The organism is Trichocoleus sp. DQ-A1 (assembly GCF_039961955.1).
Lineage (GTDB): Bacteria > Cyanobacteriota > Cyanobacteriia > Cyanobacteriales > FACHB-T130 > FACHB-T130.
The window spans coordinates 198822-220361 of record NZ_JAMPKE010000006.1 but is presented as its reverse complement, the minus strand read 5'-3'; the positions used below and the strand labels follow the sequence as shown (position 1 = coordinate 220361).

The window sequence follows — 21540 nt, the reverse complement described above, 5'->3', positions numbered from 1 at the left end:
TTCAGGAGAATTTTAACCTGTCCCGGACACGCATCTAAGATATTCCTCATAGGTGCCGTGACACTAAGAGCCTACAGGAGTTTTCATGACAATTAAGCGGTTGCTTTTGGGATTGCTGACAATTTTGGCTTTGTTTCTGATTACCCACTCATTACTGGATAGCTGGAATCAGCCTCAGATTCAAGGTCGCCTGGAACTGTACCAAACGAATTTGTTACTCCAAGCGAGTGAGTGGCAGGGCGACAAAGCTGGTGATGCCAATTTAACAAACGCCCGGAACGCTCTTTTAGGTGAAGATCCATTAAAAACTGCCCAAAAGCAGTATGAGGAGGCGCGTTCGGAGGATCGAGCCACTCTGGAAAAGCTGCAAGGGCGGCTCGAAAAGCTGAAATTGGAAGCCGATGCGAATCCAGATGCGGCTAAATCACCGCAGCAATTGCAGGCGTCAATCAAGAAGGTAAAACAGCTGATTGCTGAGCTTGACTTGCGGTTGGGAATTTTACAAGCTCAACAAGAACAAACAGACGCGGCGATTAAAACTTGGACGGAATTAATTAATCGGTCTAAACAGGAAGCGGCGAGCGAGTTACAGACTAAGCCAGCGGCGATTTTGGTGGGACTTTGGAGCGAGCCACCCAGTCTGATGTTGGATGCCCAGCCGCAAATTCAAGAGCATTTAGACGGCTGGTTCCGCGATCGCGCTTTGACTAAACTCTACCAAGTACAGGAACGTCAGGAAGAGCTGGCGGCACTCCAGGCACGAGAACAGGAACGCGCTGAAGCTGCAATTGTCAAATTAGCGATTGTTGGAGCAATCCCGCTAGTGGGAGTATTGGTGGGATTAGGATTGCTGATTTTTCTGCTAGCAGGAGTGCTAATTAAGGGAAAAGAAGCCATCCTCGCTCAAAATGGCGATCTCCCTTGGACAACGCCTTGGAATGCCGAAATTATTTGGCAGGTGTTCGTCGTAGGCTTTTTCTTTATCGGTCAATTTCTACTGCCGCTCTTTTTTAGCTTACTGCCCCTAAACCGAGCCAGCTTTGATATTCGGACACAAGCTGCTTTTGTTCTGGTGAGTTACGCAACATTGGCGTTTGAGTGTCTGCTGGTTCTGTATTTATCTATCCGCTCTTTTTTACCGTTGCCAGAAGGTTGGTTTCGATTCAATTGGCGGGGAAACTGGATTCTTTGGGGATTGGGCGGATATTTAGTCGCGCTGCCTCTAGTGATTGTGGTGTCGCTGATTAACCAAAAGCTGTGGCAGGGACAAGGGGGCAGCAATCCGATTTTACCGATTGCTCTAGAGGGGCAAGATAGTGTGGCGCTGGCGATCTTTTTCTTGACGGCGGCGGTGGCAGCACCATTGTTTGAGGAGTTCTTGTTTCGCGGTTTTCTGTTGCCGTCCCTCACCCGTTATATGCCCGTTTGGGGAGCGATCGCGCTCAGTAGTTTGTTCTTTGCGATTGTTCACCTGAATCTCTCAGAAATCTTGCCCCTGGCGACTTTGGGGATGGTTTTGGGAGTGGTGTATACGCGATCGCGCAACCTCCTTGCACCAATGCTCCTCCACTCTCTCTGGAATGGCGGCACTTTGCTAAGTCTCTTCCTCTTGGGTAGTGGATCTGCGTGATGTTTCCTGGCGCTCATTGTTAAGAAGAATCAATGCTTTCCGTCTTGTGATAGATGCGTTACCCAACTGGGAACACTAAAAGCGGAAAGCAAATTTTTCAAGGGTTCACACAAATGAGGGATGGAAACTCTACTGATGCCAGCAAAAAAATCGCCGCTGGAGTCTGCGGGATTCTTATCGGGGCTTTAGGTATCCATAAGTTTGTTCTTGGCTATAACACAGAAGGCATCATCATGTTGCTGGTTAGCCTGCTTACCTGTGGAATCGGTTCGCCAATTATGGGCATTATTGGTTTGATCGAGGGAATAACTTATTTGACAAAATCTGACGAAGAATTCGTCAGCACTTACCTTGTTAGCAAGAAAGGTTGGTTTTAGATCGACCCCTGCGAGAGCGCTTGGGTAGACGCTAGCTTAACTTGAGCCATGTCTAAATTATCTCGCTCTAATCTGTCTAGCAATGCTCGACGGATTCGCTGGTTGATATTAGGAATATGTTCAGCACCTCTAGTGGGAACCTACTTTTATAACCAAGGATATAAAGTAACGTTCCTAGTTTGCCCAATTCGGCACTTTACGGGGATTCCTTGTCCTACGTGTGGCATGACTCGGTCTTTTATGGCAATTGTGCGAGGAGATTGGAGTTGCGCCTTAGCAGAACACCTGTTCGGCCCGGTTTTATTCGCTGCCTTTTTGATTGCAACAGTTCATATTACACTTGAACTAATCGCGGGACGTAAAATCGCCGTCTTGTATGTTCAAATGCTTAGGACCCGAAAGCTACAGGTGCTGAGCCTACTTCTAATTTTAAGCTACCATGCGTTGCGCTTGTATTATTTATCAAAGTCTGGAGAACTATATCTTGCCTTGGTTCATTCACCCTTAGGTCAGCTATTTTTTTGAGGAATTCATGCTTGTATAAAAAGTTTTGTTTTTAGGTCAAATTATTTGCGATTGCTTGTTTGTATTTTGTCGTTTTTGCAACGATAAATTTAACAGATAGAGCGATATTTTATTCATGTTTAAATTAAGTTCTTCTGTAAATCTTTCTCCTGACTTAATATGCTAATACGCAAACCCAAAAAACTGATTTTACCCATGTTCCTAGCTTTGTTAGGTATGGGATATTTCAGTGTAATGTCTAGCTTAGAGATTAACTTCTTCTTTAGGGGCTATGCCGCGCTCATGCCAATGCAGGCTCTAGCACTGGTCTACGTGATGTATCTTCGCTGGAGTAGCCGTTGACCGTTCGCGGGTAACTAACTTATAAAAGATTAAGAATTTTTGCGCGATCGCCCGGACTTTCGCCTAACCTCAAAATAGAGACGCTAGAACAGTCTGGCGTTGAGGTGTCGTGGAAAGTCCCAAGATTCTCTATGCAATCCCCCCAAACCGTAGCCGCTACCCCTGCATCGCCCGTAGAGACGATCGCCTTGGATGTCACAGGCATGAAATGTGCAGGCTGCGTGAAAGCGGTAGAAAAACAGCTAACCCAGCATCCAGGCGTCGTTTCTGCCCGCGTTAATCTGGTGACAGAAGTCGCTGTCGTAGAGTGCGAAGCGGGTGCGATTGACCCAGTTGCGTTAGCCGAACAGGTGACAGAAGCTGGATTTCCGACCCAGCCTCGTCTCGCCACCAACGCAGGCGAAAAAGCAAAAGAGACTCTGAGTCCAGCAGAACGGCACGCCTTGGAAAATCGCCAGCAGTTGAGGCAATTATTCATTGCGGGCGTTCTGATTTTGCTGTCCGGAATTGGTCATCTCAATCAACACTTCATCTCTTTTCCCGCTTATTTTTCACCCCTGACCAACATTTGGTTTCACTGGGGATTAGCAACAGCAGCGTTACTCTTTCCCGGACGCCAGATATTAGTCGATGGGTGGCGGGGCTTGCGGCGAAATGCTCCCAATATGAACACCCTGGTGGCGCTAGGAACGCTTACAGCTTACACGGCTAGCTGCGTGGCGTTGCTATTCCCTCAGCTGGGTTGGGAATGTTTTTTTGATGAGCCGGTCATGCTGTTAGGCTTTATCCTGCTTGGGCGCACCTTGGAGCAACGGGCAAGAGGTCGTGCCGCCGCAGCCTTTCAGGCATTGTTGGCGCTCCAGCCGAAAGTTGCTCGTTTAATTGCCAATCCTACGGCTGCTGGCTCTACGCCCACAGGAAGTGCCAAGGGGAGCGACTTCGGGGGCATTGAAATCCCCGTTGAGCAAGTCCGCGTAGGTGAATGGTTGCGGGTTTTGCCGGGAGAGCAGATCCCGGTCGATGCAGAAGTGGTAGCGGGTCAGACAACGGTGAATGAGTCAATGCTGACTGGCGAGCCAGTTCCGGTCATGAAGCAAGCGGGAGACTCGGTGGCAGCTGGGACGCTGAATCAGTCGGGAGCGATCGCGATCAAGGCAACTCGCACCGGCAAGGATACGACTCTGGCACAAATTGTCGCCCTGGTCGAAGAAGCCCAAATCCGAAAAGCTCCCGTGCAGCTATTGGCGGATACGGTGGCGGGGTACTTCACCTACGGCGTTCTGGCAGCAGCAACCTTCACGTTTTTATTTTGGTACTTCATCGGCTCTCAACTTTGGCCTGATGTCACGATGTTGAGCGCAGTAGGGATAGAGAGCCACTCAGCGATGCACTCAGTCATGCACCATGCCAGCGGCATAGACAGGGAACCCCCACCTCTACAGCACTCAGCTTTGTTACTTAGTTTAAAGCTTGCAATTTCTGTCTCTGTCATCGCTTGCCCCTGTGCTTTAGGCTTAGCGACCCCCACGGCAATTTTGGTGGGAACGGGTCTGGGGGCAGAAAGAGGGCTGTTGATCAAAGGCGGCGACGTGCTGGAACGGGTACACCACCTGGATATCGTGGTATTTGATAAGACAGGCACTCTTACCACGGGTCATCCCGTCGTTACTGATTACTTGCCGGTGGGGAACTTCCTCCCAGAAATGCTCCTGCAACTGGCGGCGGCGGCAGAAAGTGGCACCACCCACCCCCTGGCAGAGGCAATCGGGGAAGAAGCGCACCGCCAAGAGTTAACCATCCCCCTTGCCCAAGAGTTTTATACGGAACCGGGACTAGGGGTATCGGCTTTGGTTGAAGGCGTGCGGGTTTTACTGGGGAATGCAGACTGGTTGACTCAGCAAGGAATTTCCCTCAGCGATTCCGAACAAAACCAGGCTCAACAACTGGCATCTGCGGGGAAAACGGTGGTTTATGTCGCCGCTGACGGTCAATTAGCGGGGTTGATTGGCGTCACCGATACCCTCCGAGGAGATGCGAAAGCAACGGTGTCTCGCTTGCGGCAGATGGGATTACGGGTGATGCTGCTGACTGGAGATCGACTAGAAGCGGCAAGGGCGATCGCGTCTCAGTTGGAACTTAATCCAGACTCGGATGTCTTAGCAGATGTCCGTCCAGACGCCAAAGCAGCCGCGATTGCCCAGCTACAAGCTCAGGGTCAGCACGTCGCAATGGTTGGTGATGGCATCAACGATGCCCCCGCTTTGGCACAAGCAGATGTTGGCATTTCCCTCCAAGGGGGAACCGATGTCGCCATTGAAACTGCTCAAATTGTTCTGATGCGCGATCGCCTTCTGGATGTTGTCAAGTCAATCCAGCTTTCCCGTGCGACTTTCAACAAAATCCGCCAAAATCTATTTTGGGCGTTTGCCTACAACACTATCTCCTTGCCAGTTGCTGCGGGTGTGCTGCTACCCACTTTCGGGCTTGTTCTCAGCCCATCTGCTGCCGGAGCATTAATGGCTTTTAGTTCTGTCAGCGTCGTCACTAACTCGCTTTTGCTCCGTAAATCTCTCTCTACCGATAACTGATTGAGTCCAAGCGCGTTTAATCAGTCGGATTGGTTTGTTACAAAAATCTTAAATTAAACCTGCTTTTCGATAACTGCCAACGAACAATTGACCGCTAACTCGGTGTGCCACAATATGATAGAGGAGATTATAACCCTCCAAACACATCAAGCCTGCTCCAAGGTGACGACACTGGCTTCAGGGAAGGTGGGGGTGTTACGCTGGAGTCCTGCCAACCTCCGCCAAAGCGCCTCTTGTTTTCCTCAAGATAATGCTCGGTCGAGTGTTGATATTCAGGGTGCAGGCACAGGCGCTTATCCCGCCGGTTGAGAATGGTGCCACTGTTAGTCTAAGTAACTGTTTTTCACAAACCAACCGCCCTCTCTTAAATAATTTTTCAATGGCTGTAAAACTGCATCTGAACCATATATTGATTATTGAAGATGATCAGGGACGTAAGGAGTTTCCCTTAGAAAAGCCGGAATATTGCATTGGCAGAGACCAGAAGTGCGATATCCGGTTGTACTCCCAATTTGTATCGCGTCGGCACGCAACTTTAGTGCAAAAATTGCGTGCGGATGGCTCTTACTATTATCGAATTGTCGATGGCGACAAAGGCAAGCCCAGCGCCAATGGTCTGTTGATCAATGGTCGAAAACTCCAAGCTCACGATCTCGAAGATGAAGATGAGATTGTGTTTGGGCCGCAAGTGCGGGCACGCTACTTCCACCTGAAGCGAGAATCCATTCCCACGGGACCTCCAGATGAGTGGGACATTACCCTGATTAGTCCCAATATGGTTGGCGATGGGGAAGAACCTTAATTTTCTCCATGAAAATCTCGCCTGAGAACTTCCCAGGGGGAAGCTTGTCTATCCGGCGACGCTTTCAACTAGTTGCCAATGGCGATTTTCCGCGATCGCCTGATGCACCTGATAGAACATCTGGTGGCAGTGGTTGTCCACTTGCAGGGGCAACTCTTCGTTTTTCACTACAAAATTCATCCGCACTTCTCGGTCGGTAGCGGTCGATTTATCGATGAGCACTTCCACCGTCACCAGCTTGGCAAAAGAGACGTGACCCGGTATCTCGCGAGCCATCAAGTAGTCTCCAGTGTTGTAGATAATATCGAAATTACAGGACTCCAAAACTTCTATGAGCACCTGCTGGAGACGCTCAAGGGGAACTGCAACGATAAATGAACAAGTATAACGAGCCATAAAAAATCCCCGACGTCATATCCCTCGACCCTCTTATCATACCGAACCTTCGTTTCGGGTCAGAAAGGAATGCTTGCTTCTAAGGCTAGAGCCATCACCCAGCCTTTATCAGCTTCCAGCATACCAGTCGCTCCTCCGGAAGAACTAAGTAGGGAAGTTACCAAAAGCACGGGGTGGGGTTGACTGATACTTTGGAAGAATGAAGGATGAGTGGGTTGTGGATTCATCGGTGCTGGTGAGCAACATCCCGATCTTGAGCAAGAAAAAAGAGGCTGTGATGATAAGGGTTGGGGAATGCAGGGCAAGCTGATTGTGTTTGAGGGAGTGGAAGGAAGCGGTAAAACAACTCAGATGCAGCGATCGCGCGATTGGCTTCTGGAAAGGATGAAGGCAGAATCTCCGATTTTCTCGCAGGTGGCGATCACCAGAGAGCCAGGGGGTACAGAATTGGGTAAAGCTTTGCGCCGCTTGTTGCTCGAAGGGACTCTGAATCACCCCATTCAAGACCGGACAGAACTATTGTTGTATGCAGCAGACCGCTCGCAGCACGTTGAAGAAGTGCTAAAACCAACCCTGGCGGCAGGAGGAATTATTTTGTGCGATCGTTACACCGATTCAACTATCGCCTATCAAGGTTATGGTCGGGGTCTTAGCCTATCTTTAATCGAGAAGATATGCCAAATGGCGACAGACGGACTGGAAAGCGACCTCACCCTGTGGCTAGATGTTGACGTTGAAATAGGTCTAGCACGCGCTAAAGCCAGGGGAGCAGCCGACCGAATGGAGCAAGCAGAATTGGCGTTCCACCAACGGGTACAGCAGGGGTTTAGAGCCTTAGCAGCAGTCCATCCCCAGCGGATTGTGCGGGTGGATGGCAGTGGCACTGAGGCAGAAGTCCAAGGGCAAATTCAGGCGATTTTGACTCAACGGTTTCGGCAATGGTCTCTATAAAATTAAAAATCTATAATTCCCTGGCAGTGGCGATTAAACTATCAATACAATTTTTGAGGGTTGGTTCCAGACGCCATATATCGCGTCTCCAGGGTAAATGGTACTGCTTGCAAATTTTTTTAGTTTTGCCTTTTTTTGCGGTTAAATGAACTTTTTTGCGGAACTTGTCGGACAAAACCGAGCGGTTGAGTTACTAACTCAGGCAGTGGCTCAAAATCGGATTGCTCCTGCCTATCTATTTGCGGGTCCCGAAGGCGTCGGACGCAGCATGGCGGCTCGGTGCTTTGTAGACCTTTTGTTCTGTGCTAATGTACCCGCAACTGAGCCAGACGCCCCCGAATCTCCTGTGATTAAGGAAGGAAGCAAGGGGAGTATTGCGTCTATCAAAAACCGCTTGCGGCAGGGCAATCATCCAGACTTATTTTGGGTGCAACCGACCTATCTGCATCAGGGTCAACGATTATCTGCCGCCGAAGCCGCCGAAGCGGGTGTCAAGCGCAAGGCTCCGCCGCAAATCCGGCTGGAGCAAATTCGGGAAATTACCCAATTTCTGGGACGTTCGGCGCTGGAGGCACCGCGATCGCTGGTTGTGCTGGAACAAGCAGAAACGATGGCAGAAGCGGCTGCAAATGCCTTACTCAAAACCCTGGAAGAACCGGGACGGGCAACGCTGGTTTTAATCGCACCAACGCCGTCGTCGTTGTTACCAACGCTGGTATCGCGCTGTCAGCACATTCCTTTCTATGGTTTAGACTCGGCGGCAATGGAGCAGGTGTTGCGGAAGACGGGTCACGAAGAGATTTTGGAGCATCCGACGGTGTTAGCGATCGCGCAAGGCAGTCCGGGAAATGCGATCGCTTCCTGGGAGCAACTCCAAACGATTCCCCAAGACTTACTTCAGGACGTTATCCATCTGCCAAAATCGTTTCGTGACGCCCTTGAACTCGCCAAACGGATTGATAAAACTCTCGATACAGAAGCCCAACTGTGGTTAGTTGATTATCTACAGCACACTTACTGGCAGCAATTCTTGAACGGTGTAATTCATAAATTGCCCCTCCAGCAACTCGAAAAAGCCCGCCAATCTCTCCTGAGTTATGCTCAACCGCGACTTGTCTGGGAAGTAACGCTATTAGAAATGATTTAAGCCACCATTTGAGAGGAAAAAATTGCCTTAACTCTCTTCAGATGAGGGCTTAAATTCAGGGGAATGGGGGCTTTTAATTTTTTCTTTTGCGTCTGGTTGCTGGCAGGCAATCATGGTTGTGATGTGTTCTTTTTCGTCATTGCGGATGGCAACGAACACATCGTAAAGATTCTCAATTTTTGGGCGACGCTCCCTTGGTGTATGAGAGATTTGAAAATCATCAAACATGTAAAGATCGCCCTCGTGGTAGTAATCAATTGCTATCTGTGGAGCTGGCTGAGTTTTGAGTTCAGCCTCATGCTCTGTTAGAAATTTATCGTAGGTGTGGTAAGCACCTTCTTCGACTAACTGATTAAAGTAGTAAGCCGATCTGGGAGCAATCATGTATACAAAGACTAGAATCCAGTAGTAAGCCAGGACGCCAATCCGAGCAATCATGCGATCGCTCCACGATTTCCCCCCACCCAATGCTTCGATGATGCGGAGATGATGCAACTCATTCCAGGACTCAGCAAAGTGAACCTTGATCCAATCAGCATAAGGCCACGCGCCGAGACTTTCATAGAGATGAAGAACCGATAAATAAGCAAAACAAGGAACGCGAGCGATCGTTTCCAAGACATAAAATCTTGCATACCATCGCTCTTGGTAAAAAGTTTTTAAAATAAATTCTAAGAAACTAACGAGTAAACGAATCATTCTCCTAGTCTGCTTTTAAAACGACTAATAATTATAAACTCATGGATTAAGTATAAATAAATGTAAAATAATTGACAAACCAAGTAACCCGATTGATGTAGTGCAGGGGGTTAGCTGATATTGAATTTTTATACCTACCTAATACTCACCTACTGAGACTGCCGGACATCTACTGTGCGGACAACACTTATTGACCAGATTGTTCCACTAATTTTTTCAGACGCAGATATGCCTCTTCTGGGGTGAGCGGTTCAGATTCGGTTTCGTTAGGAATATAGAATTGGCTGCTATCTGGAAAGTAGCGGACGACAAAACTAGGGATAAGACCTAATTTTAGAGCTTTTTTTCCAAATTGTTCTGCTGTTTCCGAAAGGGTCAATTCATCATGGAACTGAGGTTGAGTCATAATCTTTTTGTCTCCTCAATAGTGTTTATAAATATAAACTAATAGGGACGCTAAGTTACAAAAGCTCAGGCAATAGCGCCACCAAGTGTAATTTACAAACATTCCCTTAAAAGGGAAGCTGGGAGTTTACTAAGCAGAGGGTTCGACAAGGAAGGGTTAACAAAAGCGCGATAGCGTTAGCGAAGCAAGGCGTTAGCCTAGCGCTGACTTGTCAGTTCGCCATCCGACTTAGCGTTTCCGGAGGATAATCGCTGTTTCCCTGACCGTGTAGTACCGTGTAGAAACTCCCAGAGGGAGATTGCCATTCATTTGTTGTCCTTATTAACCAAGTTAATCCCTACCCCTTCCCTGAACTTCTACCGGAGGAGTGGGCATTACGTTAAATCTCTTGGTGATCTTATATACCAACCACTGAATGGTAGATTTCGGACAGTTTTCTTAGTTGACTTCTTCCTCGCACATCGTCAACACGCTTGGCTTGCAGCGTTTGATGGTGACTTCGATCCCGCCAGCTTTTTCACTTTGGATATCTTCAATATAGCCAGGGCACGCAGTTGCTGCTTCAGCGGAGTTGTGAAAGGGACCAAAATAGTAGATACAGCGAGGCTCAGTAGTGGCAATTTCCACCCACCAAGACATTCGGAGACCTTGTGCAAATCCTGTCAAGACCTCTTTGATTGTTTTGAGCAGTGCCATAGGAAGTGATAACTAAGAGAATTAGGGATTAGACAAACTAGACAGAGGCATTGAAATTCTCGTTTGAACTGAATGACAGTTCTGCCCAGCTCGATAGGATAACCTGGCAGTCGGCTCATAGTTGTACGATTCTGCTTTCATACAACTGCGTTACTGTACTCAGATGCGATCGCCAAATTGATATTTTATATCTTTTAGAAAACCTCAAAGAATATCAAACACAAAATTTGTTCTTGAATTCTAGTTTAACGGATGCAACTTGGCACAAGTGTATGCAATACAACCTTAAAGTTCAAGATATTGCTGAATAATCAATAAACCCTGACATTAGCAGCGTAACTGTTGACCATCACTAGCTTTCTGTTTTTGGGATATTTGCTCCCACGCCTAGTTCTTTTTTACTTGTCTTTAACTGCTTCCACAGAGACTTAATATCCTTGTATGCCTGTTCGGAAGAAATCTTACCTCCGGTTTGCAACGCAGATATATAAGAAATTTTTTGTGCAAATTCCTGTAAATTCGCATTAAAAGCTAGCTCCTCCGGAGTGAAACGACCCCAATAACGACTCTGGGGGTTGAGAAAGCTTAATTTATTGATATTCTCTGGCATAGTACAACCCTCTATAACTAATTTTATAGTTAATTAACAGGTAGGCTAATTAAAGATTAATTGCCTCCGTTCAATTATTTATAAATAGGTAATCAAAAACCATTACTTATTCCCATCATTCACAAAACATCTTGATTTTTACAACATTCTTTAATGTTTTAGCTTTATAAAGTCTACTGTTATTTATATCCCTAGTTTTAGCAGTCTAGGAAATACTGATATTTGGCGAACGCGATAGTGGCGAGGTAAGGTGGGAAGCTGCCAAACACAAAGCGAACTGTAATCTGGGTGGGGGAAGGTTAATCGCTGGCGTTGATTGGTATCTTCCTCTGTGGCTAATGATGAGGAAGCCTGGAAGTTTTTCAAAACGCAATGGGGCGATGACACAGATAGGGAAACTTCTTGTTTTTGCATACAAAAACTGCTAGGGCAGTTTGCCCAACTCCGTAAGAATGCACCTTTGGAACTTTACCCGTTACTGTTTTACCAAACTTCTACCACAGGGCTGGGTTGAATGTTAAATTTACCTGTGATTGGAAGCACAAAACCTATGTTTAGGAAAGATAGCGCTATCGTGGATAGAACAGTAAAGTTGTCAAAACAAGCGTAAGAGCTACAGCTTTGAGACATCTGTTTTATAAAATATAACAGTTTTAAACGGCGATCGCGAGAATTGCCTTGCACTTCTAAGATAGAATGAACCGACTGGGAAATTATTAGGCGATCGCGCATCCAAAAAAACCTTCTATTGCAGTTTCTCAGGAGGTTTTTATTTGTGTTTGCGACAGATTACCGCTTAGAGAACTTCCAGAAGACGCTGCTACTCGATCGCATACATAACGGTTTCAGTATTTCTAGCAGAGTTTTTAACTGTTTAGCTAAAATTGTATCGCTAATAAATAAACGAAATTATTCTCATTCAACCTGACTTTTCGCTTACACTAGAGGAATCAGCGAACATTAAATCTATTTGCAATTCTGAATACAAAAAGCCCCTATCAGTTGCTTTCTAGGGGCTTGGTGTTGTCTGTCAGTATATCCCGTTGCAGCTTCTTGCGGCAGGATAACGATTATCTAAGGCTTAACTTTTGTCCTCTTCGCCTGCATCTATCTGAAGAAATAGATTGATGTAAACTCAGTAAATAATTGTATTAAAAATCACAAGCAATTTTAATTAGGTTCTTTCAAAACTTGTCTTTTCATACCCCGCGTAACTGAACTCTTGATTGCGTTCGTTAACGAAGCGGTGCTTAGTGCAAAGCAACTTTGTGAAGCGATCGCAAAGCGTATGCAGAGAGTGATAGAATCTCCCTTGTGCTTTACTCACATTGCGCTCGGTTCCGCACTACAGGGTGTTGTACATCAAAGATTTTCCAATCGCTAAATATTTAGTTAGAAAACCCTAATTATTTCCATAATCTCAAAAAATAAGCTTGAATATACATTAGTTAAATAAAATTTACTTTTTGCCGCTATTTGCATATTTAATTTATTCATTTAATAAATAGATAAATAGGGGGAGCAAGGATTGCCTCTTTTGGAAGGGCGCAATTAGAGAAAGGAATGTTAAAAGGAAAAAAGCAGTGAACTTGATAGAGGGTAAGAAGTTCTCAATCATGCCCTTAGTGAAGGTAAAACTATGAAAAATGAAATAAATGTGAACTTATTTGCCCAACAAATTCAGCAAATTAACTGGCGATTAGCTGAGCTGTACAAAGGGGCAACCATCGCTCCGCCTAAAGAGCCAGAGCTACTGCCAGTCGCCTTCAAGGAGTTGGGCATCGCCTCGGAAACGCTACAAGTGGCGCTAGAGGAACTACGCCAGCAGAATGAGGAACTTGTAGCCGCACGACAGGCGTTGGAAGCCGAACGCCACCGCTACCAGGATCTGTTCGAGTTAGCACCGCAAGGCTACCTGGTGACGGATGCAGAAGGGACAATCCGAGAAGCCAACCGCGCTGCTGCTAAACTGCTCAACGTGTCGCCAGAGTTTTTAGTGGGCAAACCGTTTGTCATCTTCATTCCTCAAGAAGAACGTCGAATCTTTCGTAACGAACTGACTCGGCTGCATGAGCAGCAACGAGTATATGAGTGGACAGTACGCCTACAGCCCCGTAAAGGTGAGATTTTTGACGCGGGGATAACAGTCGCCACTACTCATAATAATGGGGAAGGCAAAGCCGTCACATTGCGTTGGCTGATTCGCGATATCACTGAGCGCAAGCGGGTAGAGAAGGCGCTAGAAAAAAATAACTACGACCTCAAGCAAGATCGCCCTGTACAGGCTTACTCCAAAGGAGAAATCATTCCCCTCGACCCTCAAAACCTGTGGTTAGTGTGTCGGGGTTTGGTGAAGCTGAGTACGATGAGTGACAATTGTGAAGAGGTGCTGGTAGGGTTAGTCGGTCCTTCGATGCCTTTTGGCTCTTGTTTAACCGCCCTGTCAACCTATCAAGCAACTGCCGTCTCGGACGTGCAGATAGTTAACATTTCCCTCTCAGAGATAACAGCCTCCCCTCATCTTGCCCAGACTATTTTACCGAAAATTAATTTGCGGTTGCGGCAGACAGAATCGCTTTTGGCGATTTCTGGTCAGCGACGATTGCAAGACCGCTTGCAGAATCTATTGTTGCTGCTGAAACAGGAAGTTGGCGAACCTGTGCCGCAGGGAACTCGTTTGAGCGTTCGTCTCACCCATCAAGACCTTGCCAATGCCTGCTGCGTCACCAGAGTGACAATTACCCGTTTGTTAGGGAAGTTACAGCAAGAAGGAAAGATTTCCTTTGACTCCAAATACCACATTATCCTCAAAGAGGGAAGCTTCTAGAGTAAGCGGTTAGGGGTGAGTTATCAGTTGTTGGTTGATTAACAAGTGACAGTGGGTAGCTTGAAATCAAGTCTGAAGACTGTCTATGCCAACGGCGTCAGAGAGGGACGCTAAGCTGTGTTCCTGCAATTTTTGCAACAGACCCTCCAGAATGCGGCGTACCATCCAAGGACCTTCATAAATCCAGCCAGTGTAAACCTGGATCAGGCTAGCACCCGCCGCGATTTTCTCCCAGGCATCTTGGGCAGTGAAGATGCCGCCGACGCCGATAATGGGCAGTTGACCTTGCGTTTGCGTGAAGATAAAGCGAATGACTTCGGTAGAACGTTCTCTTAAAGGGGCACCGCTGATGCCACCGGCTTCTTCACTCACGGGTTTACCAGTTGGGGAAAGTATCTGGGTTTTTAGATGATCGCGCCGGATAGTGGTGTTAGTGGCGATGATCCCAGCCAGTTGGTAATTTTTAGCAAGTTCAATCACAGAAGCGATCGCTTCCCACTCCAAATCTGGGGCAATCTTTACCAGTAGAGGTTTTTGTCCTTGATTTTCCTGTTGCAGGGCATCTAGAATCAGACTCAGCTGATCCGAAGACTGGAGACTTCGCAATCCCGGTGTATTGGGTGAGCTAACGTTAACGACAAAGTAATCTCCCAAATCCTTCAAAAGGCGAAAACTACCCAGATAGTCAGCAGCCGCAGCCTCTAGTGACGTTATCTTAGATTTACCTAGATTAATTCCGAGGGGAATGTTGAAGGTTGAAGGTTGAAGGTTGGAATTTTCAGCTTTTAACTTTCCACTCCAGCTTTCCAACCTTTGCGCCATTGCCGCTGCCCCTTGGTTATTAAATCCCATCCGGTTGAGGGCGGCTTTGTCCATCGGCAAGCGAAACAAGCGAGGACGGGGATTTCCCGGTTGCGCGTGTAAGGTTACGGTACCGAGTTCCGCAAAGCCGAAGCCGAGACTAGGCCAAATCCCAGCCGCGACGCCATCCTTATCAAATCCAGCGGCTAGACCCACTGGATTGGGGAACTTTAGCTTCCACAAAGTTTGTTCTAAGCGAACATCTCTCTTGGCGTAAGATTGCTGTAATTGTGCAACAATCCAGCTTTTGGGGGGATGAGAAGGCGAACCGGCAAGAGTGCTGAACAGATGGAGCGTTTGTTGATGCAGCCATTCTGGATCGGCTTTCAATCCAGAAAATAATGCCGGACGAATTGCGAGTTGATAGATATCCATAATTTAATCATTCGTCGTTAATCATTAGTCATTGGTAAAAAAGAAAACAAAAATAACTAATAATTGACAACCGACTATCCTCAAGTAAGGGCATTCTAGATATTACAAGCTTTGCAAGAGACACCCACGAACAAAGTTCATACCAAAAACATGAAAGTCTCTTTCCCGCACGCCCGACTTCCGAGTTTTAAGACACTCACCGATGAGCAAAGTTTCACAACGAACAAGCTGAAAATCTTTCTTTTTGAGACGCTCTGGTTTGGTCGGGCAATCCGCGAGTAGAGCGCCGCTACGCTAACAGTCCTACTTTCAAGTGAGAAATCTGACAAGCGACAAGCGATCGCAATGAGTCGGGTCGCGGTTGAATAACATGGATCAACACCACACTCCAGACCAAAGTCCAGCGGACTACGAAAACCAACTTGTTGCCTTGGGGCGCGTCCTTCAGACCATGCGGGAAGAGGAGAATGTTGACGTTCTCATCGAAACCACCCTGAATTATCTCGCCTCCGAGTTTGACTATCGCCTGATTTGGATTGGCCTCTACGATCGCTTAGATCACCGTTTATTTGGCAAAGGCGGCGTCACTCCCACCGGCGACACAAAATTTCTTAAAAGTAAGTTTACCCTAAGTCCCGGCGACCTTCTGGAGCAGGTAGTCATCCAGCAGCGCTCCTTAGGCGTCCCAAATCTCAGCGAAGAAGTGCGGGCTGGAGAATGGCGTCGAGCAGCTCAACAATTTGGAATTCAGGGTGCGTTTTTTTATCCTTTGCGCTGCAAAGACCGTTGTTTTGGTGTCGTGCTACTAGGATCGTCCTTGTGGGGTGCCACTCCTCGACCGGGAGAAAAAGCCCAGATGTCAATGCTATTTGGGGGATTAGCTGCTGCCCTGTACCAGATTGAACTTGACTGGCAGCACTCCTCGACCAAGCGCCCCGACCAGCCACTATTTCAGGTGCTAGACCAGATGGCGCGGATGCCTGCGATGGATCAACGACTAGAGGCTGTGGTAGCCATGACGCAGCAATTTATTGGACCAACTCGCACCAGCGTCTACTGGTATTCCCCAGAGCGACGCTACTTTTGGCACCGAGTTGGCAACCGCCAGACATCTAGGGGACTCGCTTCCTCAGCCGCCAGTGCTGCTGCTGGTCTTACCGTCCAAGAAGTCAGCGAATTTTATCTAGCTCTGAATGAAAATCGGCTGATTGCCATTGGCGCGGGTAGAAGCCCCCTAAAAGCCGAAGTAACCGGGCGCTTGCTCTCCAGGTTGCGGGCACGCTCCCTTTTGGCTGCGCCGATTCGGGTAAAGCAGGAACTGGTGGGCTTTCTGGCAGTGGAAGGCAATGAAGCTCGCATCTGGGAAGAAGCGGAAAAAAACTACATTCGTGCGGCTGCTCAGTTGATTTCCCTAGGGGCAGGAAGTGAGGAGATAGAAGGAACGCTTGAGCGTACCCAACAGGATGCCCAACTGGTAGCAGAGTGTGCCCGTATCCTCGCCGACAACACAAACGCTGAGAAAGCCTTAGATGAGTGTGCCCAACTGCTCTTGAAGCGGCTGGGGGCAGAACGTTTTTTGGTACTGCAACAACCCAGAAGTGGTCATGGGTCATGGTTCGGGAATGGGGAACAAGACTCATTGCCCATTCCCCCAGGTTCAACTGAACACTCAAAACAGAAAGCTGAAAATTATTCGGTTGTTTACCAGCGCCAGCCACTGAATAGAAGACCCCTAACAACTTCCCTCAGCGCTGTTACAGGTGCTGACCGGCAGCTAATCGAGGAAAGTCCTGAAGCCGTGGCGATTGAAGATTGGGAACAAGACCCGCGACTGGGTCGCTGGCGGGAGAGCTTGGCGGGTTTAGGCGTGCGATCGCTTTTAGTCTGCCGGATGTCCAGTCGCGACACCTCTGAGCTTGACCCAGACGCGGAAGAGAAGTTACCGCTTGTTGTCATTGGTCATAACACTCCCCGAACTTGGAACCAAACCGAGCGCCAATTACTAGGCATCGTCAGCCAACAATTAAGTTTGGCAGTCCGCACCTTGGAGATGAGAACCTCCACCCAACTCTCAGAGTCAGCCCAATCCTTCTTCCAGGCTGGCTTAAAGATTCTCTTATCGGCACCGCCAGACCCAGCCGGGTTCGATCGGGCTTGGGTGGAATTCCTCTCTGAGATGCTGCAATCTCCTCTAGCGCTCTTGCTTACTTGGGGAGGCACTCGGAAAGATTCTCGGATTGAAAACGCCAAGGTAGCGGCGGCGGTGATGGCAAACTCGCGGTTTGCCCTTCCCCCCGACCTTTCGGTTCCACTCAACGATGCATTGATTCAGGAAGCTCTAACGACTGAGGATCTTCTAGAAAAGCGGGGCACGCAAATCCCCGGTAGATCCCGGCAATGGCTGAGCAGCGCCAGTATCGGCTGCTTGCTGGTCATGGCTCTCCCCCAGGATGAAGGCGGAAGGACGAAGGAGGAAACAACTCCCCTTCATCCTTCCGGTGGTCTGGTTGTGCTGGCAGACAGCCCCCAGCGTCAGTGGCCCGAACACTTACTTCCGGTTGTGGAAACCTTGATAGGACAGTTCGCTCGGATTCGCCAGTACACCTTGGAAAACGCCGCTCTCTATGGGCAAGTCAGAAACCTAGAACAGCTGAACTGGTATAAACATCGTTGTATGGCAAGCTTGCATTCCTCTGCCGCCGATCGCCTTAACCGCCTGAATCAACTTGTAGGGGGGGGATTATCAGACATCCCGCTGGGAGAACAAACCAATCGTGCAGACAGTTCTGTACCTTCTAAAGGGCATCCTCCAGATAAATCTTTAGCGCGTATGCACTCCTCACAACTCATCCGCGAACTAGGGAATATCCTTGGGGAGTTCGCCCCGCTCGTGGAGGAGGAGCAGTGGCAGCTGAAGCGCCGACTGACAAAGGTGCCGTTAGTGAATGTGTTGAAGCGATCGCTCTGGTTCGTTCAACCTCTCTACCATCAGCGCCAGATTCAAGTATCCATCGGAGGAGTGGGTAGCAACCTTCACGTATATAGCGACCTGCTTAAGCTGGAATGCGTCCTCTCCGAACTGTTAGCGATCGCAGCTCGTAAGGCAACCGCAAACAGCCGGATTCATCTCAAGGCTGAAGTCAAAATTCCCCAAGAGGACAGCGCTTCCCTCGTGGAATTGTTAATGACCGATTCGGAAAGTTTTGATTTGACAACACCCGTAGGAGCGGGTTTCCATCTCGAACCAACCTTGAAGATTTGCCAACGCTTCGTGCGCTCTTTTGGCGGCGATCTCCAGTTTTACCAGATGGAAGGACACCGCTACTTAACTCGGTTGTTACTACCAATGGTCTAATTAAAAATTAAAAATTGAATGCCCAATTTTTAATTTTTAATTCTTTTACACCGCTTGCGGCTGAACCTGCGGCTGGAACTGGAACAACGAATAAACCACATTCCGGCGGATATCCGTCATCATGTCCAGAAACATCTCATATCCTTCCTGCTTGTACTCAATCAGCGGGTCTTTTTGACCGTAGCCGCGCAAACCTACCGACTCGCGCAAGGCGTCCATTGCTTGTAGGTGTTCCCGCCAAAGGGTATCAATTTGCTGCAAGATAAAAAAGCGCTCGGCTTGGCGCATCAAACCAGGCTGAATTTGATCGACAGTCGATTCTTTGAGGTCGTAGGCTTTTCGCACTTCTTCTTGCAAGAAAGTTTTGATTTCCCCAACGCTCATGTCTTCTAGATGGGACGGCTCCAAATCTGCCAACAGATTGACAAATTCCTTCACCTTGGCGACAAGGCTGTTTAAATCCCATTCTTCCGAAGGTAATTCTGGATTGACGTAAGCCTCCACAATGTCATCCATTGTCCGCTCGGCATACTGAATCACCTGTTCTTTCAAATCCAGCCCTTCCAAGACGCGGCGGCGTTCGGCATAAATAGCGCGACGCTGGTTGTTCATCACCTCGTCGTACTCAAATACCTGCTTCCGGATGTCGTAGTAGTAGGTTTCGACTTTTTTCTGCGCCCCTTCCAGACTCCGGGTTAGCATCCCGGATTCAATGGGCATATCCTCCTCTACCCGCAATCGATCCATCAATCCTGCCACGCGATCGCCACCAAAAATCCGCAACAGGTTGTCTTCCAAACTCAAGAAAAACTTCGTCGAGCCTGGGTCTCCTTGCCGTCCGGCGCGACCCCGCAACTGGTTGTCAATCCGGCGCGACTCGTGGCGTTCTGTGCCGATAACGTGCAAACCGCCCAACTGGATCACTTCTTCGTGTTCGGCGCTCGTAAATTGTTCGTACTCTTTGTGAATTAAGTTGTAAACCTCCCGCAGCCTTTGGATGACCGCGTCATCCGTCGGTGCTTTTTCTGAGGCAACGGCTAGCTTATCCTCTGCCTCCAACTCTGGCAGGCTCCGCTCTCCATATTGCTGTACGGCAAAATCTACCGCACTTTTCAGCTTTTGTTCCGTATCCTTGGATAACTGAGTCGGGAAAATTTGTGGGCTAACCTTCCAGCTTTTCACCTTCTTACCGGGAGTAAACCCCTGCGCGGGGGCACGTCCTGGCGCTCCCGCCACCTGACTTAAGGCAAAACTATCTTCTTCTTCCGGCTGCACAATCTTGGGCATCAAGTATTCCCGCAGCTTCAGGCGTGCCATATAGTCCGCATTCCCGCCCAAAATGATGTCGGTTCCGCGACCCGCCATGTTCGTCGCAATCGTCACTTTCCCTTTGCGACCGGCTTGAGCGACAATTTCCGACTCCCGCTCTACATTTTCCGGTTTGGCATTCAGCAGGTTGTGCGGCACTTCTCGCTCGCTCAACAGAGTTGACAGGAGTTCTGATTTTTCTACGCTGGTTGTTCCCACAAGGACGGGTCGCCCAATTTTGTGCATTTCTGCACACTCTTCAGCGATCGCCCGCCACTTTCCTGCCTCTACCTTGTAGACCACATCGGGCATATCTCCCCGTCCGCTCGGTCTATTAGTGGGAATTTGCGTAACTTCCAGTTTGTAGATTTTTTCAAATTCGGCTTCTTCTGTCTTTGCCGTTCCGGTCATCCCGCCGAGCTTTTCATACAGCAAGAAGAAATTTTGATAAGTAATCGTCGCGAGCGTTTGCGTTTCATTCTGAATTTCTACCCGCTCTTTCGCCTCAATTGCTTGGTGGAGTCCGTCACTCCAGCGACGACCGGGGAGTACCCGCCCCGTAAACTCATCCACAATCACGACTTCCCCGTCGCGGACAATATAGTTCACATCTTTTTTAAACAGCTCTTTTGCCTTAATCGCATTAAAGATATAGTGCGCCCAAGGATCGTTGGGGTCGTACAAATCCTTGACTTCTAGCAGCTGTTCTGCTCTGGCAAACCCTTCATCCGTCATCAGAACGTTACGAGCTTTTTCATCTACCTCGTAATGCCCTTGCTTATTCCCGTCGCTCTCAACTTCCTTTTCCAGCGCCGACGCGATCGCTGCCGCCTTCATGTACTTCTCGGTTGGGCGCTCGACTTGCCCGGAAATAATCAGCGGCGTCCGCGCCTCGTCAATCAACACCGAGTCTACTTCGTCGATGATGCAATAGTTCGGGGGACGCTGTACCACATCCGCCATTGAGGTTGCCATGTTGTCGCGCAGGTAATCAAAACCTAGTTCGCTGTTCGTGGCGTAAGTAATATCGCAGGCGTAATTTTTCTGGCGTTCGCTTGGCCCCATTCCCGATTGAATCAGCCCTACGCTCAAGCCCAAGAACCGATGCACCTGACCCATCCACTCAGCGTCGCGCCTCGCCAGGTAGTCATTGACCGTGACTACGTGGACTCCCTTGCCAGTCAGGGCGTTGAGGTAAGCCGGTAGGGTTGATACCAGGGTTTTTCCTTCCCCAGTTTTCATTTCGGCGATTTGACCTTTGTGCAGAACAATCCCACCGAGCATTTGCACGTCAAAGTGGCGCATTCCCAAAACTCTCCGCCCTGCTTCCCGCACGACTGCAAAAGCTTCTGGGAGCAACTCATCCAACAGTTCTTGGCGTTCCCGCGCTGTCTTAGTTTTCTCCAGTCGCTGTTTAAATTCTGCGGTTTTGCCCGTCAGTTGTTCGTCGGACAGCGCTTGGATTTCTTCCTCCAAGAGGTTGATATCTACAACATAAGGTTGGTATTTTTTGAGCTTGCGTGCGTTGGGGTCGCCCAGTAATTTTTTAAACATAGCAGCAAAAGGAAACTTTAGAAGGATGAAGGATGTTAGCGATTCGCTGTCGCGTATAGCGGTGCTTTCTTCGCAGGATGAAGGATGAAGG

Annotated in this window: 19 protein-coding genes; 10 read left to right on the top strand and 9 right to left on the bottom strand. The window is 48.4% G+C overall.

Features of this window, described 5'->3' with window-relative positions; translation table 11 throughout:
• The first annotated feature begins 85 nt into the window (after positions 1-85).
• From NDI33_RS09005 to NDI33_RS08980, 6 genes are all read left to right on the top strand, one after another.
• Positions 86-1630 carry a CPBP family glutamic-type intramembrane protease gene (locus NDI33_RS09005; protein WP_190673770.1) on the top strand — a complete coding sequence of 515 codons (1545 nt, stop codon included), beginning with the start codon at positions 86-88 and terminating at the stop codon, positions 1628-1630.
• 113 nt (positions 1631-1743) lie between these two features.
• Positions 1744-2007: a TM2 domain-containing protein gene (locus NDI33_RS09000; RefSeq protein ID WP_190414164.1), complete on the top strand. Its 264-nt coding sequence runs from the start codon at positions 1744-1746 to the stop codon at positions 2005-2007.
• A 48-nt stretch (positions 2008-2055) separates the two neighbouring features.
• Complete coding sequence (locus NDI33_RS08995) at positions 2056-2532, top strand: DUF2752 domain-containing protein (RefSeq protein ID WP_199292049.1); 477 nt, start codon at positions 2056-2058, stop codon at positions 2530-2532.
• Positions 2533-3005: 473 nt separating this feature from the next.
• A complete protein-coding gene (locus NDI33_RS08990; protein WP_190673767.1) occupies positions 3006-5462 on the top strand; it encodes a heavy metal translocating P-type ATPase in 2457 nt (818 codons plus the stop codon).
• Between the two features lie 114 nt (positions 5463-5576).
• Positions 5577-5771: a hypothetical protein gene (locus NDI33_RS08985; RefSeq protein WP_190414057.1), complete on the top strand. Its 195-nt coding sequence runs from the start codon at positions 5577-5579 to the stop codon at positions 5769-5771.
• Between the two features lie 70 nt (positions 5772-5841).
• Positions 5842-6264: an FHA domain-containing protein gene (locus tag NDI33_RS08980; RefSeq protein ID WP_190414059.1), complete on the top strand. Its 423-nt coding sequence runs from the start codon at positions 5842-5844 to the stop codon at positions 6262-6264.
• 48 nt (positions 6265-6312) lie between these two features.
• On the opposite strand, the gene NDI33_RS08975 is transcribed toward NDI33_RS08980, so the two are convergent.
• A complete protein-coding gene (locus NDI33_RS08975) occupies positions 6313-6660 on the bottom strand; it encodes a hypothetical protein (RefSeq protein ID WP_190414060.1) in 348 nt (115 codons plus the stop codon).
• 59 nt (positions 6661-6719) lie between these two features.
• A complete protein-coding gene (locus NDI33_RS08970) occupies positions 6720-6887 on the bottom strand; it encodes a hypothetical protein (RefSeq protein ID WP_190414062.1) in 168 nt (55 codons plus the stop codon).
• Between the two features lie 67 nt (positions 6888-6954).
• On the opposite strand from NDI33_RS08970, the gene tmk reads away from it, so the two are divergent.
• Both tmk and NDI33_RS08960 read left to right on the top strand, forming a co-directional pair.
• Complete coding sequence (gene tmk, locus NDI33_RS08965; RefSeq protein ID WP_190414168.1) at positions 6955-7611, top strand: dTMP kinase; 657 nt, start codon at positions 6955-6957, stop codon at positions 7609-7611.
• A gap of 145 nt (positions 7612-7756) precedes the next feature.
• Positions 7757-8758 (top strand): DNA polymerase III subunit delta', encoded by a 1002-nt coding sequence (locus NDI33_RS08960; protein ID WP_190673765.1) that lies wholly within the window; start codon positions 7757-7759, stop codon positions 8756-8758.
• 27 nt (positions 8759-8785) lie between these two features.
• On the opposite strand, the gene NDI33_RS08955 is transcribed toward NDI33_RS08960, so the two are convergent.
• From NDI33_RS08955 to NDI33_RS08935, 5 genes are all read right to left on the bottom strand, one after another.
• Complete coding sequence (locus NDI33_RS08955) at positions 8786-9457, bottom strand: alternative oxidase (RefSeq protein ID WP_190414066.1); 672 nt, start codon at positions 9455-9457, stop codon at positions 8786-8788.
• 187 nt (positions 9458-9644) lie between these two features.
• Positions 9645-9863 (bottom strand): hypothetical protein, encoded by a 219-nt coding sequence (locus NDI33_RS08950; RefSeq protein WP_190414068.1) that lies wholly within the window; start codon positions 9861-9863, stop codon positions 9645-9647.
• A gap of 438 nt (positions 9864-10301) precedes the next feature.
• Entirely contained in the window at positions 10302-10559 is a 258-nt protein-coding gene (locus NDI33_RS08945) for a DUF1816 domain-containing protein (RefSeq protein WP_190414070.1), read from the bottom strand.
• A 352-nt stretch (positions 10560-10911) separates the two neighbouring features.
• A complete protein-coding gene (locus NDI33_RS08940) occupies positions 10912-11169 on the bottom strand; it encodes a hypothetical protein (protein ID WP_190414073.1) in 258 nt (85 codons plus the stop codon).
• A gap of 183 nt (positions 11170-11352) precedes the next feature.
• Entirely contained in the window at positions 11353-11583 is a 231-nt protein-coding gene (locus NDI33_RS08935) for a hypothetical protein (RefSeq protein WP_190414075.1), read from the bottom strand.
• 1225 nt (positions 11584-12808) lie between these two features.
• Here NDI33_RS08935 and NDI33_RS08930 point away from each other — a divergent pair.
• A complete protein-coding gene (locus NDI33_RS08930) occupies positions 12809-13996 on the top strand; it encodes a PAS domain S-box protein (protein WP_199292331.1) in 1188 nt (395 codons plus the stop codon).
• A 66-nt stretch (positions 13997-14062) separates the two neighbouring features.
• On the opposite strand, the gene NDI33_RS08925 is transcribed toward NDI33_RS08930, so the two are convergent.
• On the bottom strand, positions 14063-15232 hold the full coding sequence (locus NDI33_RS08925; protein WP_190673762.1) for a quinone-dependent dihydroorotate dehydrogenase: 1170 nt from the start codon (positions 15230-15232) through the stop codon (positions 14063-14065).
• A gap of 370 nt (positions 15233-15602) precedes the next feature.
• Between NDI33_RS08925 and NDI33_RS08920 the strand changes: the two genes are divergently transcribed.
• Entirely contained in the window at positions 15603-18587 is a 2985-nt protein-coding gene (locus NDI33_RS08920) for a GAF domain-containing protein (protein ID WP_190673758.1), read from the top strand.
• A 45-nt stretch (positions 18588-18632) separates the two neighbouring features.
• Here the strand turns inward: NDI33_RS08920 and secA are convergent, their stop codons facing one another.
• Positions 18633-21449 (bottom strand): preprotein translocase subunit SecA, encoded by a 2817-nt coding sequence (gene secA / locus NDI33_RS08915; protein ID WP_190667349.1) that lies wholly within the window; start codon positions 21447-21449, stop codon positions 18633-18635.
• Positions 21450-21540: the final 91 nt, after the last annotated feature.

What these genes read in the sequence shown, in the direction of transcription:
- NDI33_RS09005 (WP_190673770.1), top strand. Translation starts at nt 86, where the DNA reads ATGACAATTAAGCGGTTGCTTTTGGGATTGCTGACAATTTTGGCTTTG.
- NDI33_RS09000 (WP_190414164.1), top strand. Translation starts at nt 1,744, where the DNA reads ATGAGGGATGGAAACTCTACTGATGCCAGCAAAAAAATCGCCGCTGGA.
- NDI33_RS08995 (WP_199292049.1), top strand. Translation starts at nt 2,056, where the DNA reads ATGTCTAAATTATCTCGCTCTAATCTGTCTAGCAATGCTCGACGGATT.
- NDI33_RS08990 (WP_190673767.1), top strand. Translation starts at nt 3,006, where the DNA reads ATGCAATCCCCCCAAACCGTAGCCGCTACCCCTGCATCGCCCGTAGAG.
- NDI33_RS08985 (WP_190414057.1), top strand. Translation starts at nt 5,577, where the DNA reads ATGATAGAGGAGATTATAACCCTCCAAACACATCAAGCCTGCTCCAAG.
- NDI33_RS08980 (WP_190414059.1), top strand. Translation starts at nt 5,842, where the DNA reads ATGGCTGTAAAACTGCATCTGAACCATATATTGATTATTGAAGATGAT.
- NDI33_RS08975 (WP_190414060.1), bottom strand. Translation starts at nt 6,660, where the DNA reads ATGGCTCGTTATACTTGTTCATTTATCGTTGCAGTTCCCCTTGAGCGT.
- NDI33_RS08970 (WP_190414062.1), bottom strand. Translation starts at nt 6,887, where the DNA reads ATGAATCCACAACCCACTCATCCTTCATTCTTCCAAAGTATCAGTCAA.
- tmk (WP_190414168.1), top strand. Translation starts at nt 6,955, where the DNA reads ATGCAGGGCAAGCTGATTGTGTTTGAGGGAGTGGAAGGAAGCGGTAAA.
- NDI33_RS08960 (WP_190673765.1), top strand. Translation starts at nt 7,757, where the DNA reads ATGAACTTTTTTGCGGAACTTGTCGGACAAAACCGAGCGGTTGAGTTA.
- NDI33_RS08955 (WP_190414066.1), bottom strand. Translation starts at nt 9,457, where the DNA reads ATGATTCGTTTACTCGTTAGTTTCTTAGAATTTATTTTAAAAACTTTT.
- NDI33_RS08950 (WP_190414068.1), bottom strand. Translation starts at nt 9,863, where the DNA reads ATGACTCAACCTCAGTTCCATGATGAATTGACCCTTTCGGAAACAGCA.
- NDI33_RS08945 (WP_190414070.1), bottom strand. Translation starts at nt 10,559, where the DNA reads ATGGCACTGCTCAAAACAATCAAAGAGGTCTTGACAGGATTTGCACAA.
- NDI33_RS08940 (WP_190414073.1), bottom strand. Translation starts at nt 11,169, where the DNA reads ATGCCAGAGAATATCAATAAATTAAGCTTTCTCAACCCCCAGAGTCGT.
- NDI33_RS08935 (WP_190414075.1), bottom strand. Translation starts at nt 11,583, where the DNA reads ATGCAAAAACAAGAAGTTTCCCTATCTGTGTCATCGCCCCATTGCGTT.
- NDI33_RS08930 (WP_199292331.1), top strand. Translation starts at nt 12,809, where the DNA reads ATGAAAAATGAAATAAATGTGAACTTATTTGCCCAACAAATTCAGCAA.
- NDI33_RS08925 (WP_190673762.1), bottom strand. Translation starts at nt 15,232, where the DNA reads ATGGATATCTATCAACTCGCAATTCGTCCGGCATTATTTTCTGGATTG.
- NDI33_RS08920 (WP_190673758.1), top strand. Translation starts at nt 15,603, where the DNA reads ATGGATCAACACCACACTCCAGACCAAAGTCCAGCGGACTACGAAAAC.
- secA (WP_190667349.1), bottom strand. Translation starts at nt 21,449, where the DNA reads ATGTTTAAAAAATTACTGGGCGACCCCAACGCACGCAAGCTCAAAAAA.